General features: G+C 63.7%; 13 protein-coding genes and 1 pseudogene. 8 read left to right on the top strand and 6 right to left on the bottom strand.

Features of this window, described 5'->3' with window-relative positions:
• Positions 1-90: 90 nt before the first annotated feature.
• The 6 genes from R2J76_RS11975 to R2J76_RS12000 form a co-directional block, all read right to left on the bottom strand.
• Positions 91-801, bottom strand: coding sequence for a cytochrome c biogenesis CcdA family protein (locus tag R2J76_RS11975; protein ID WP_316411827.1), 711 nt, complete (start codon positions 799-801; stop codon positions 91-93).
• Positions 798-1,178: a thioredoxin family protein gene (locus R2J76_RS11980; RefSeq protein ID WP_316411828.1), complete on the bottom strand. Its 381-nt coding sequence runs from the start codon at positions 1,176-1,178 to the stop codon at positions 798-800. Before R2J76_RS11980 ends, R2J76_RS11975 begins: the two co-directional genes overlap by 4 nt.
• Before the next feature lie 32 nt (positions 1,179-1,210).
• A complete protein-coding gene (locus R2J76_RS11985; protein WP_316411829.1) occupies positions 1,211-1,444 on the bottom strand; it encodes a thioredoxin family protein in 234 nt (77 codons plus the stop codon).
• A 10-nt stretch (positions 1,445-1,454) separates the two neighbouring features.
• The gene (locus tag R2J76_RS11990) at positions 1,455-2,528 is read right to left on the bottom strand and encodes a permease (RefSeq protein WP_316411830.1); all 1,074 of its coding nucleotides are present in this window, start codon (positions 2,526-2,528) and stop codon (positions 1,455-1,457) included.
• Positions 2,521-2,904 (bottom strand): ArsR/SmtB family transcription factor, encoded by a 384-nt coding sequence (locus R2J76_RS11995; protein WP_316411831.1) that lies wholly within the window; start codon positions 2,902-2,904, stop codon positions 2,521-2,523. The genes R2J76_RS11990 and R2J76_RS11995 overlap by 8 nt, the downstream gene beginning before the upstream one ends.
• An 813-nt stretch (positions 2,905-3,717) precedes the next feature.
• On the bottom strand, positions 3,718-4,944 hold the full coding sequence (locus R2J76_RS12000) for a hypothetical protein (protein ID WP_316411832.1): 1,227 nt from the start codon (positions 4,942-4,944) through the stop codon (positions 3,718-3,720).
• A 202-nt stretch (positions 4,945-5,146) separates the two neighbouring features.
• Here R2J76_RS12000 and R2J76_RS12005 point away from each other — a divergent pair, with 202 nt between their 5' ends.
• The 8 genes and pseudogenes from R2J76_RS12005 (at position 5,147) to R2J76_RS12035 (ending at position 11,987) form a co-directional block, all read left to right on the top strand.
• Positions 5,147-5,728: a hypothetical protein gene (locus R2J76_RS12005; protein WP_316411833.1), complete on the top strand. Its 582-nt coding sequence runs from the start codon at positions 5,147-5,149 to the stop codon at positions 5,726-5,728.
• A 136-nt stretch (positions 5,729-5,864) separates the two neighbouring features.
• On the top strand, positions 5,865-6,725 hold the full coding sequence (locus R2J76_RS12010; protein WP_316411834.1) for a prolipoprotein diacylglyceryl transferase: 861 nt from the start codon (positions 5,865-5,867) through the stop codon (positions 6,723-6,725).
• A gap of 328 nt (positions 6,726-7,053) precedes the next feature.
• Entirely contained in the window at positions 7,054-7,923 is an 870-nt protein-coding gene (locus R2J76_RS12015; protein ID WP_316411835.1) for a GNAT family N-acetyltransferase, read from the top strand.
• Between the two features lie 61 nt (positions 7,924-7,984).
• Complete coding sequence (locus R2J76_RS12020; protein WP_316411836.1) at positions 7,985-9,169, top strand: tetratricopeptide repeat protein; 1,185 nt, start codon at positions 7,985-7,987, stop codon at positions 9,167-9,169.
• Positions 9,170-9,199: 30 nt separating this feature from the next.
• The gene (locus R2J76_RS12025) at positions 9,200-9,808 is read left to right on the top strand and encodes a fused DSP-PTPase phosphatase/NAD kinase-like protein (protein WP_316411837.1); all 609 of its coding nucleotides are present in this window, start codon (positions 9,200-9,202) and stop codon (positions 9,806-9,808) included.
• Positions 9,809-10,207: 399 nt separating this feature from the next.
• On the top strand, positions 10,208-11,155 hold the full coding sequence (locus R2J76_RS12030) for an AraC family transcriptional regulator (protein ID WP_316411838.1): 948 nt from the start codon (positions 10,208-10,210) through the stop codon (positions 11,153-11,155).
• A 200-nt stretch (positions 11,156-11,355) separates the two neighbouring features.
• Positions 11,356-11,472, top strand: a pseudogene (locus R2J76_RS21585) (IS5/IS1182 family transposase); the annotation flags it as partial.
• Positions 11,473-11,570: 98 nt separating this feature from the next.
• Positions 11,571-11,987, top strand: a complete 417-nt coding sequence (locus R2J76_RS12035) for a GxxExxY protein (protein WP_316411839.1) — start codon at positions 11,571-11,573, stop codon at positions 11,985-11,987.
• Positions 11,988-12,091 lie beyond the last annotated feature (104 nt).

A 12,091-nucleotide genomic window follows, 5' to 3' on the forward strand; every position in this document is an offset into this window, starting at 1 on the left:
ATCCTTTCACGGGCGGTGGGAATTCCGGCAATTGGAGCCTCATAATTCTAGGTTTCTGGATTTTTCCATCAAGGGGCCTTTTGGGCCGGATCAGGCTCCCGCCCTGGCCTGCCATGCCAGCCGGAGAACCCACAGGGCGCACCCCAGGAGCAGGACCCCCATGGCCTTCGGGAACCAGCGCCCCACGGCCCGGGAAAACCGGCTTTGGGCGTACTGGCTGGCCCAGCCCGAGGACGCGCCGGCCAGGAAGAGCAGGAGCCCGTGGCCCAGGGCGTACACAAAGAGCAGAACCCCGCCCCAGAGGACCTTCTTCTGGAGCGCGACGAGGGTGAGAACGGCTGCCAGGGCGGGCGTGGCGCAGGGGGCCGACAGGGTCCCCGTCAGGCCACCCAGGGCGAAGGCGCCGAGCAGACCAGCGCCATGGAACCGCCGCATGTGCTCGTGGGAGGGCGTCGGCAGGGCAAACAGGCCCAGGAGGTGGAAGCCGATACCCAGGAGGATCAGGCCCAGGGCCCCTTTCCACACCCAGCCGACGTCCCCCAGCAGGGTACCCGTCAGGGCCGCGACCAGCCCCAGGACGGTGAAGGCCGCCGCCAGGCCCATCACGAACACGCCTGAAAGCACCATGGGATGATGCCGGCCCTCCTTCGTTCCGCCGGTGAATCCAACCACCAGGGGGGCCGCCACCAGGACGCAGGGGTTGGCCGAGGTCAAGAGGCCGCCCAGGAGGACCAGGCCGAGCTGCTGGTAGGCCGGAGCCTGGGCCACCGTGTCCGCGAGCCGCTCGACGAGCCCGTTCATTTCAGGCCGGCCTGGGCCAGCGCCGCCTGGAATTCCCCCTTCTCCCAGAAGCCGACGTGCCTGCCCACCTCCCTGCCCGAGGGATCGAAGATCACCTGGGTGGGCATGGCCATGATCTTGTGCTCCCGGGCTTCCTTGAGGTGCTCCGTCACGTAGAAATTCCGGATCTGGGCGCGCTTTCCGTAGTGCTGCTGGAGGTCGGCGAGGATGGGCTGCATCTTCTTGCAGGGGATGCAGGTGGGCCCGCCGAACTCGATGACGGTCCAGGTCCCCGATTTGAGGATCTGGGCCAGGCCCGCCGGATCCAGTGCCGGCACCTGGGCGGAAAGGGCTGCGGAGGCGGCGAGAACGAGGGCGCTGAGGCGCGGAAGGGACATGGGTCCTCCTGGTATCGATCGGAACAGGGTCGTCAGGCCTTGATGAGGTCGAGGATCTCGGTTGGACTGGCGACCTTGCCCTGGAACTTGAGCTGGCCGTCGATGGCCAGGGCCGGCGTGCTGAGGATGCCCCGCGCGGCCATGGCGGCGTAGTCGGAGATCTTCACCACGGCGTGGTCCCCGCCGGACTGTTCCACGGCGGCCTTGGCGTTCCTGAGCAGGGTTTCGCACTTGGCGCAGCCGGGCCCGAAGACTTCGATGAGCATGGGAACTCCTTCAGAGAATGGCGTTGAACAGATAACCCACCAGGAGGATGCCGAAGGCCACGACCGCCACGAAGGCGGCGATGAGCCGGGGGCGGAGGACCCGGCGGAGGATGACCATTTCGGGCAGGGACAGGCCGATGACGGCCATCATGAAGGCCAGGGTCGACCCCAGGGCCGCGCCCTTGCCCAGCAGGGCTTCCACGATGGGCATCACCCCCGCCGCGTTGGAATAGAGCGGCACGCCGATGGCCACGGCCAGGGGCACGCTGTACCAGGACCTCCTGCCCAGCAGGCCGGCCATGTAGGCCTCGGGAACGAAACCGTGGATGAAGGCCCCCACCAGGATGCCCACCAGGATGTACGGCCACACCTTGCCGACGATGTCCCGCACGCCCTGGACCGCCTGGCCGATGCGCCCGGAAAGGGTGGGCCGCTCCTCCTGCACCTCGCCCAGGGCGGGCGCCTTGAGCGCGTCCTGCACCCAGCCTTCCAGGTGCCTCTCCATGTTCATGCGCCCCAGCACCAGGCCGGAAAGGAAGGCGATGGCCACCCCCGTGCCGGTGTAGAGCAGGGCGATCCTCCACCCGAACATCGCGAGGAGCATCCCCAGGGCCACTTCGTTGACCATGGGGGCGGCCACCAGGAAGCTGAAGGTCACGCCCAGGGGCACGCCCGCCTTCAGGAAGCCGATGAACAGTGGCACCGCCGAACACGAGCAGAAGGGCGTGAAGATGCCGAACAGGGAAGCCATGGCGTTGCCCAGGCCCGGGTTCCGCCGGGAAAGCGCATCCCGCACCCGGCCCGGGCTGACGAACGTCTGCAGGAAGGTGACGATGAAGACGATCAGCGTGAGCAGCAGCAGCACCTTCGGCGTGTCGTAGAAGAAGAAGGCCACCGCCTCGCCCAGGTGGGTCCTGGGGGTCAGCCCCAGCACCCGGAAGGCAATCAGCTCCGACAGCCGCTGGATGATGGCGTAGAGCAGGACCCAGGCCGGCAGGGCCAAGAGCAGCCAGCCCCCCCTCCCGAAAAAGGCGGGCCGCTTCCCCCCCGCCTCGGGGCCGGAGCAGGCGCAGGCCTCAGACATGGGTGGCCTCCTCACGGGATACCAGATGCTTCCGGCAGACGTCCTGGACGGCAATCCCCTTCACGTCCATGGCGCGGCCAAGATCCTGGGCCGATTCGGGCAGCGAGGCGGCCTCCCGCAAAAGGATCGCGACCAGCGGCGAGGCCGGGTCCGGGATCGAGACATAGACCCACCTCCCCTCCCGCCGTTCCGAAACGAATCCCGCCCTGCGCAGTTCCCGCAGGGCCTCCGAGACGGAGGAGGCGGGCACCGACAGCGTTTCCGCCACCTGGCAAACGCACATCTCGCCCGAGCCGAGCAGGGCCAGCACCCGCAGGCGCAGGGGATGGGCAACAGCTTTCAATTGTTCGACCAGGGATCGAAGATCATCCGCCAAGGTGGCTTCCTTTCCATGCGAGCCCCCCGGCCAAGGCCCGGGCGCACCCTCAATATACACATTTCGGAAAATATCGAAATATAAAAAAGCCTTCCCGCAGGAAGATTCTGGGGGTGATCGTAGTGCCCACCGGATCTGGTACTGGTGACCAGGATGCATTCGGAAGAATCTGACAAGATCCGAATTCAGCGTGTACCCGCGCGCCGGCCTCGCTGCGAGACGAACTTGTTCAACCACGCCATTCAGGATGAGCCACCGGCGGCCACCGTGGACCCGCCTCAATGACCAGCCACCCCCAAAGCCCATAAAGTTTCCGGCGTTCGGGCGGAACAGAAGAAGAACGACCAGTCATAGGAACGTAAAGTGAGGAGAGGAAACAGTCGAAAATAATGGGACGGGCAAAGGCCCGAACGAAATCATGCCCGGGCCTTTGCCTGTGTTCTGTTTTCTGCCCCAAAGATGCGCTGAAATTGGTAAAAATACGGCCTTAGCATGGCTGATAGCCAGGATGGCCAAAAGCCACTGTCAGCTCAGGTTCAATATTTGGTTTGCACGTGTCCCCCGCCACCGGCTCCGCCACCATATACTGTTATATCTCCGTTGCACCAGGTGATTATGGTGGTACCATCTGGGCAATTAGTTACATCCCAAGCGGATGTTGTAACACAATCACCAGGGGCATGGGTGCAATCATCTGCCCGTAGCCCTGGCGTTGTGAAAAGCGCCCCAACGAGGATTAACCGCATTATCGTTTTATTCATTCTTTTCTCCTTTAGTAGAAAATTGACCAAATCTAGACATGGGCGGACCAAATCATCTTGGTTCCGCATTCAACTTGGTCATGGGTTCGGGTTTTGCACCAGAGATTGGAACAAAATCACCTTTTGTATTTTGGTATAAGATTGGATCAGGCAATTCATCACCCATTTGAATTTTCGATTTGATATTGGATGTTTCACTTGAGATAGTGAAACAATTCATTGAATTTAGTGAATTGTTAAACATGAGTGCAGCAGCATGAACAGTCCCGTCAAATTCTGAAGCAAATGCAATTGATTCTGGTATTATTGGAGCTGATATATTGGAACTTCCATTTGTGTTTTTCCATTTTAAGGGAATATTCGGCTTCGTAAATTCCTGAACCATCCATGGAACATCCAAATCTTTCAGATTATATGATGTTAGGTTCATTCTAAAAATATGCCCTGTCTTCCGCAGATGAAAAATTAAATCTCCGGATGCAAAACAAAATTGAGGCCCAGCCTGTGCTGGATAATTAGCAGCAGTACACCCAAGAAAATCGTAATCAATTGATTTTATAATTTTTGAATCTACGGCTTCATCTCCCATTTCAACTATTTGAATAAAGAAATCCTCGCCACCAAATAGTGCGATTCTTTTTCCGGGGAGCAAAATCACGCCGGTTCTCGAATAATTGGTCGATCTTCTTGATGAGAACTTTTCGGGAAATGAATAAACCAATTTCCATCCGTTCTCCAGGTGTTTATACAAGCCCGTCGACCCAACCCAGTAAATATTCCCCGACTCATCAAGTTGGTACCCCAAAATGGAGCCCAGGAAAAAATACGCCTGAAAAAGTGCGTCCTTTGTCCAAATTTCTGTATAGTTAGCCCTTTCAGCAAATTCGAGCAGCCTTTCCGGTGGTTGTGGCGGCATTTTTTTTATGCTTTCCAGGCTGAATCCCATATCTTTTTGGATAAAGCTGTATAATCCGCCGTGAGCTATTATATTTAATCTATTCCCAAATGATTCATATGGACCCATAACAACAGGCATCCCAAAATACCCCGTCCGAAAGGCCATCCCGGGCGGGCTACCCAGGGACTCAAAAACAGTGATGGAGCCGTCCGGTCCTCGTTCTTCCAGCCGAAACACACGTGGGCGTGGCGATTCGGTGCTGGAGGCATTTCCAGTGGCAGCCGGAATGGTTTGAGGGGCATCTTTTGCTCGGGCTGCCAGGAGTGCCGAACTTTGGCCAACGGCCGTAAGCAAACAAAGGCCGAACAAGTAGTTGGACATTAGTCACCTTTCCGTGATTGATGGGGCGACGGTTCAAAGGCCTGGTGATGATGGCCTTTCTGGATGGTGTTCACAGAATATAGCGATGGTAATTCGGCAATGCAATGAAATTCCCTGAACGGAAGAATTTGAGGTATGAACGGTTGGATGGGCCGGTCTCAGCCCGGTCCAGGGGGGCTTGAAACCTTGCTATGGTTGTCCAATGCTCCCTGAATCCTTCGCAATCCTCGGCGCCATCATCGGTTCACTGGGCGGGTTCTACTACCTGTTCGAGACCCTCGCCGGCAGGACCCAGCCCAACCGCATCACATGGCTGCTGTGGGGCCTCTTCCCGATGGTCATCTTCGTGGCGCAGCGGGCCCAGGGAGTCCAGGGCCTGTCCTGGACGACCTTCGCCGCGGGCTTCCTTCCGCTGCTCATCGTCGGGGTGTCCTTCTTCAACCCGAAGGCCTACTGGAAGAGCGAACCCCGCGACTACTACCTGATGGCCGCGGCCGTGCTCGGCATCATCCTCTGGGGCCTCACCCACAACCCCAACCTGGCCCTGGTGTTCTCCCTCCTGGCCGATGTCCTGGCGGGCATTCCCACGGTCCTCAAGGCCTACCGCCATCCCCGTTCCGAGAGCTGGATCGGCTTCACCATCAGCGCCATCGGTTTCGGCATCAGCTTCCTGTCCATCCAGGTCCACAGCTTCGGCACCACGGCGTTCGTGGCCTACCTGGTCATCGGCAACGCCTCCATCGCGGCCCTGGCCTCCCGGGGGCGCGGGCATCGGCCCACGTAATCGCGCGGGTCCCGGACCTTCGCCCCGGGCACTCGGCCTGGACCATCGGCCCGAAGGCCCAGGGACCCGGCAGGCGGGGTGACTTCGCCATGGACGGCCCCCAGCGACCGATCAAACTGGTGGCAGGGGGGATGCTGTGTGGCCGATTCACCTGGACCTGGGTTTCAAGGTCGTCTACTACTACGAGGGGTTCTACTTCCTCATCGCCATCGCCGCCGCGGCGGCCCTGGCGGCGCGCCGGCTGAAGCGGGCCGGCCTGGGCACCGCCCTCTTCCTGGACGGCCTTCCGTGGATCCTGTTCAGCGCCATCGTGGGAGCCCGGGTCTTCCACTTCGTGTTCTGGGACGTGAAGGCGCTCCTGGCCGAGCCCCTCTCCTTCTTCCGCGTCTGGGAGGGGGGGCTTTCCATCACGGGGGGCCTGGCCGGGGGCGTGGGTGCCGGCTATCTGTGGTTCCGCCGGGGGAAAGGCGACTTCTGGCGGGTCTTCGCCGTGGCCAGCCCGGCGGTCCTGGTGGGCCAGGCCCTGGGGCGCGTGGGCTGCTTCCTGAACGGCGACGCCTGGGGCATCCCCACCACGCTCCCCTGGGGGGTGCCCCTGCCGAAATACGGGACCCTCCTGCCCCGCATGACGCTCGATACCCGCCTCCCCAGCGATGCCTGGGCCTGGTGCGTCCAGCAGCATTCCATCCTCCCCACGGCCCTGGCCACCCTGCCCTTGCACCCGGTCCAGCTGTACGAGGCCCTGGGGGACCTCCTCCTGGCCGGAGGGGTGGTCCTGCTGGCCCGCAGGGCGGAGGGCGGTGGGGGCCGCTGGTCCCAGGTGTTCTGGTTCCACCTGGGCGGGTATTCGGTCCTGCGCTTTGCCCTGGAATTCCTCCACGGGGACCGGGACGCCCTGGTGTGGGCGGGCATGACGGCCCTCCAGATCGGGCTCCTGGGGTTCTCGGCCGCCGCCGCCATCCTGTTCCTGCGCGGGGGGCGCCGGGAGGCGCGATGACCTTCCGGGAAGGGACGAGGGGCGCCCATGGGATGTAACGCTCCCGGGCACGGGTGTCAGCCTCCGTGACATTCGATACAGTCCTCGAATTTTTGAGTTTTACTGTTTATATACAATAGATTATCAAAAGCCGTGGCCCCGCCGGGAACCCCTGCCCCTCCGCTTGGACCCCTCGTTGCGTAACGCGTTCGATCACGGGGCGCGCTGCCGCCCGGGCCCCTTCTTTCCCGGTGTGCCCATTTCCCGGGGGTTGCGGAGCATCCCGCCCGGCCGCCGAAGCATCTGGCATTGCCCATGCTTGGTCCCTTGCCATCCCCCGGAGGAACCCATGGCCTTGACCCCCTCGACCCACCTGCGCCAAGCGGCGCCCGGGGACGCGCCCGCCTGCGGCCGGATCTGCTACGAGGCCTTTGCCGCCCTGGGGCTCGCGCACCATTTCCCCTGCGATTTCCCGAGCGCCGAGGCCGCCGCCGGCATGCTCGAGGGGCCCTTCTCGGACCCGGGCTTCCACGGCATGGTGGCCCTCCGGGAGGGGCGGATCATCGGGAGCGTTTGCCTGGACGAACGCGGTCCGGTGGTCTGCCTGGGGCCCATCACCGTCGACCCCGGGGCCCAGAACGCCGGCACGGGGCGCCGGCTCATGGAAGCGGCCCTGGAGCGGGAGCGGGGGCGGGGCGCGGCGGGGGTGAGGCTGGTGCAGGCCGCCTTCCACAACCGCACCATGGCCCTCTACGCGAGCCTGGGCTTCGAGGTGCGCGAGCCGCTCTCCTGCATGCAGGGGCGCACCCGGACCCGGGGCCTTCCCGGGTGCGAGGTGCGGCCGGCGCGGCCGGAGGACCTGGACGCCTGCGACGCCCTGGCCCTGCGGGTGCACGGCCACCAGCGGCGGGGCGACCTGGAGCGGATGATCCACGCCGGCCAGGCCCGGCTGGTGGAGCGGGAGGGCCGGATCACCGGCTACGCCAGCGCCCTCGCCTTCTCCGGCCATGCCACCGCGGAGGAGACCCTCGACCTGAAGGCCCTGCTCGCCTCGGCCGATGGCTTCCAGGGCCCGGGCATCCTCGTGCCGACCCGCAACGCCGACCTGTTCCGCTGGTGCCTGGCCGAAGGGCTCCGGGTGGTGCAGCCCATGACCCTCATGAGCGTGGGCTGGTACCAGGAACCCGCCGGGGCCTGGCTGCCGTCCATCTCATCCTGATCGGCGCCGGGGCCGGAGCCTCGGCTCTGGTATGGTTGAAGCCATCCACCCCGGAGACGACATGCTTTCCATTGCCCTGGCCGCCCTGGTTGTGGCGGCGCCGCCCGCCCCGGAAGCACCCCGGTCCATGGCCTCCTTTTGCGAGGAAGCGGTCAGGAAGTTCGGTTCGGGGGACCTGAACGGCGGCCTCGGGCTGCTGGACGCGGCCCAGAAGGCCCACCCCCGGGATTCCAAGCCCCACTGGCTCCGGGCCCAGGTTCTCCTGGCCATCGCGGCGAAATCCGGGCCGGTGGCGGCCGGATGGTATCGATGCCGGGCCGAGGACGAACTGGAGAGCGTCTACCTGGCCCCCGGCGGAAGCAACGACGACCGGTCCACCCTCCAGGTGCTCCTGGATGACCTCCATGGCCGGGACTATCCCGATGTGGGATCCCGGCACCCCAAAGCCCGGGAGGCGTTCAAGGAGGCGGAAACGTTCTTCGGGGCCAAGGACTATGCGAAGGCCCGCACGGCCTATGCCCGGGCCCTGGCGCAGGACCCGGGTTTCGTGCTCGCGATGCTCTACATGGGGGACACCTACCACGGCGACATCGGCGACCCGGAGGCCCTCGCCTGGTACCGCAGGGCCGCCCAGGCCCAACCCAACTACCCCAGGGCCTGGCGCTACCTCAGCGACGCCTGCATCGCGGCCGGCCAGCGCCGGGAGGCCGAGGAAGCCCTCATGGCCAGGGTGGCGAGCCACCCCGGGAACCGCCTGCTTTGGCTCAAGCTCGCGGACCTCAGGGCGCAGGGGGGAAGGCCCATGAGGAAACTGGATTTCGTCCCCCCCTTCGTGCCGGGCTGGGACAAGGACGGCAAGCTTTCCCTAAAGGCCACCAACCATTTCCTGGACTTCGCGGGGAAGGAAATCTGGCCGGTGCTCCTGGCCGGTTCCCTGGGAGCCGTCAAGGTGGAGGCGAAGTCCGCCGGCCAGGAAGCGCCGCCCGTGGGCACCCCCTTCCAGAGGGAGATCTTCTTCTGGACCGCCGCCCTCCAGGCCCTGGACGCCGAGGCCCGCAGGACCGGCGAGCCCCCCCGGGACCGCATCCTGGGTGAGTTCCTGCGGTTCAGGAAGGACGGGCAGCTGGAGGCGGCACTCTTCCTCCTGCGGTACCAGGAGGCTTTCCGGCCGGAATTCGAGGCCTGGAAGAAGGCCCACCCCGGCGCCGTGCAGGCCTTCATCCGGGACTACGGCTACCGGCCCTGAGGCCGCCTCGCCCCCTTTTCCGGAGACCCCATGCCCCTTCACACCTTGATCCCGCGGGCCCTCCTGCCGGTCCTGCTCCTCGGTCTCCCCGTGGCCGCCCAGGCCCCGGAAAGGCCGGCTTCCCAGGGGGCCGCCACCCCGAGCGACACGGAGGTCCCGGGCGTCGCCAACTTCGCCCGGCTTTCCCCGGCGGTTTGGCGGGGGGCGCAGCCCACGGCGGAGGGATTCCGGAATCTGGAAAAATGGGGCGTCCGCACCGTCATCAGCTTCAGGCACGACCACGACGATTTCCAGGAGCTGAAGGGAACGGGCCTGAAGTATCTCCGCATCCCTTCCCTGGCCTTCGACCCGAGCCTGGAGAACATCGCCCGGTTCCTGAAGGTCGTGGAGGACGAGGCCAACTGGCCGGTGTTCATCCACTGCGCCAAGGGGAAGGACCGCACGGGGTACAACGCGGCCGCCTACCGGATCGTGATCCAGGGCTGGACCCCGGCCCGGGCCCTGGAGGAGATGCATGCCTTCCGCTTCAACCGGATCTGGGTGCTCAACCCCGGCTTCGTGCGCCGGTTGACGGCGGAAGAGCTCCGGGCCCGGGTGGACCGGGAACCCCCGCCCCTTTTCCAGATTTGGGTGCCCTAGACCGGCGTTCCGACCTACCCCTAAGATCACGACCGAAGCCGACAGATAGCTATTCCATGAAAACGGCGGTCCGGTCCCCTCAGCCGGGAACGGGCTACGTTTGAAGGCTGATCCCCTTCATCCTGTTCATCCATCTTCATCCCTGTTCCCGCAGGGCCGGTGATGAGGTGGGGTGGCGCGCAGGTGATCCGCATGCGCCGACCCATCCCTGCTCTGGCCCTGCGGGAACAGGGATGAAAACGGATGAACGGGATGCAGGGGATGAAAGACGGGATCTACAGGATCGGGATAGCAATTCAGAGGATTGGGCAAAAGGGGGGCCCTCCGGCCCTTTAGACTAGGCTCTGGGGTCAAGGGGAATGACCCCTTCCGACCCTTGCCGATCCAAGGAAAATCACCATGACTGGAATCCCGAATCCCTCCCAACCCTCCGACCTGAACGTGGAGACCTGCGATCTGGCGAAACTCGCGCGGCTGGTGGAGGCCCATGCCCCCTACGACGGTACCTTCGAGCTCCGGCTGCCGGGGGTTCACGTGACGAAGGTTTCCCGGGCCCAGAAGGACATGCACCATGTGGTGGCCTGTCCCTCCCTGTGCCTGGTCGCCCAGGGGGCGAAGCGGATCATGCTGGGCAAGGAGATCTACGAGTACGACGCCTCCCGCATGCTCGTGTACTCCCTGGACGTGCCGGTGACGGCCCAGGTGACGGGGGCCAGCCTGGACCGTCCCTACCTGGGCCTGCGGCTGGACATCGATCCCGCGCGCATCGCCGAGCTGACGGCCAAGGTCCATGCCCAGGGGCTCCCCGGGCGGGAGGACAGCCATGCCATTTCCGTGGACCGGGTGGATGCGCCGGTGATCAATGCGGTGGTGCGGCTCCTGGAACTGGCCTCCCGGCCCGAGGAAGCGGACCTGCTGGCGCCCCTCGTGCTGGACGAGATCCTCATTCGGTTGCTGCGCAGCTCGCTGGGCCTGCGCCTGGCGCGGATCGGGCGGGAGGAGAGCAAGGTCCACCGCATTTCCAAGGCGGTGTCCTGGGTGCGGTCCCATTTCCACGAGCCCCTGGATGTGGAGCGGCTCGCCCATTCGGTTCACATGAGCCCATCGTCCTTCCACCAGCATTTCAAGGCCGTCACGGAAATGAGCCCTCTGCAGTACCAGAAGGCCTTGCGCCTCCAGGAGGCCCGGCGCCTCATGCTCCTGACGCGGCTCGACGCCGGGATCGCGGGCCGGCAGGTGGGGTACCAGAGCGCCTCCCAGTTCACGCGGGAGTACGGGCGGTACTACGGCAATGCCCCCACCAAGGACATCGCCATGCTGCGCCGGCGGGCCGGGGTGGAGGACTAGGGGCTGTCGGCAAACCCAAGGCTATGAATAGCTAGGTTGTACTCATGGTTCGAAAGCGTTATCCAGGTTCCACAAGGAGGTGGCTGGATGCCGAGGAGCTTTCTGACCGACGTGATGTGGGACAAGTTGGTTCCGTTGCTGCCGCCAGAGAAGGGCGAGACGGGGCGACTCTACAACGCGCACCGGCCTTGGCTTGAGGCCATTTGTTTGCCAAGATGAAGCATTTCCGCAGCCTGGCCACAAGGTACGACAAGACGACCAGGAACTACGCCGCCATGGTTGCGATCGCGTGTCTGGTCATCTGGCTCAAGCTTTGACAAGTCAGTCTTTATCCTGCCTTTTCCCAAACATCCAATTCATCCCTGTTCGAACCCAGTAGCGGTGTGTCGACACTTTGGGGTTTTGGAGGCACGCCATGCCTATCCAGGACCCGCTCACACAGCAAATCATCGGCTTCTGCTACCGAATTGCGAACACCCTGGGCCACGGATTCGTCGAGAAGGTCTACGAGAACGCCCTGGCCATCGAATTCCGAAAGGCGAGGCTCGCCTTTGCCCAGCAGCAAAAGGTCGAAGTGTTCTACGAGGGCGAAAGGGTTGGGCACTACAAGGCCGACCTCATTGTGGAAGGGCGGGTCATCGTAGAGGTTAACGCCATCCAGGCCCTGAGCGAGGTTGATGTCGCTCAGGGCCTGAATTACCTGAGGGCCACCGGCCTTCCAACTTGCCTTCTCATCAATTTCGGCAAGGCGAAGATCGAGGTTCGAAGGCTGGGAATGAAGCCTGGCGAGGGTACCGGGGGCATGGAACTCGAGGTCAAGGACGTTCAATAACACGGACTGCGACTCAACCCTGCGTCGGCCCTGCAAAACGGGGATTAACGCAGATATATGGGATCAAAGGGGATATGTCCCACCTTGGCTTGCCCCTTCATCCT

Origin of the sequence: Mesoterricola silvestris (assembly GCF_030295405.1) — a bacterium.
GTDB lineage: Bacteria > Acidobacteriota > Holophagae > Holophagales > Holophagaceae > Mesoterricola > Mesoterricola silvestris.

Coding starts and splice junctions, on each gene's coding strand:
- R2J76_RS11975 (WP_316411827.1), bottom strand. CDS start 801: ATGAACGGGCTCGTCGAGCGGCTCGCGGACACGGTGGCCCAGGCTCCG.
- R2J76_RS11980 (WP_316411828.1), bottom strand. CDS start 1,178: ATGTCCCTTCCGCGCCTCAGCGCCCTCGTTCTCGCCGCCTCCGCAGCC.
- R2J76_RS11985 (WP_316411829.1), bottom strand. CDS start 1,444: ATGCTCATCGAAGTCTTCGGGCCCGGCTGCGCCAAGTGCGAAACCCTG.
- R2J76_RS11990 (WP_316411830.1), bottom strand. CDS start 2,528: ATGTCTGAGGCCTGCGCCTGCTCCGGCCCCGAGGCGGGGGGGAAGCGG.
- R2J76_RS12000 (WP_316411832.1), bottom strand. CDS start 4,944: ATGTCCAACTACTTGTTCGGCCTTTGTTTGCTTACGGCCGTTGGCCAA.
- R2J76_RS12005 (WP_316411833.1), top strand. CDS start 5,147: ATGCTCCCTGAATCCTTCGCAATCCTCGGCGCCATCATCGGTTCACTG.
- R2J76_RS12015 (WP_316411835.1), top strand. CDS start 7,054: ATGGCCTTGACCCCCTCGACCCACCTGCGCCAAGCGGCGCCCGGGGAC.
- R2J76_RS12020 (WP_316411836.1), top strand. CDS start 7,985: ATGCTTTCCATTGCCCTGGCCGCCCTGGTTGTGGCGGCGCCGCCCGCC.
- R2J76_RS12025 (WP_316411837.1), top strand. CDS start 9,200: ATGCCCCTTCACACCTTGATCCCGCGGGCCCTCCTGCCGGTCCTGCTC.
- R2J76_RS12030 (WP_316411838.1), top strand. CDS start 10,208: ATGACTGGAATCCCGAATCCCTCCCAACCCTCCGACCTGAACGTGGAG.
- R2J76_RS12035 (WP_316411839.1), top strand. CDS start 11,571: ATGCCTATCCAGGACCCGCTCACACAGCAAATCATCGGCTTCTGCTAC.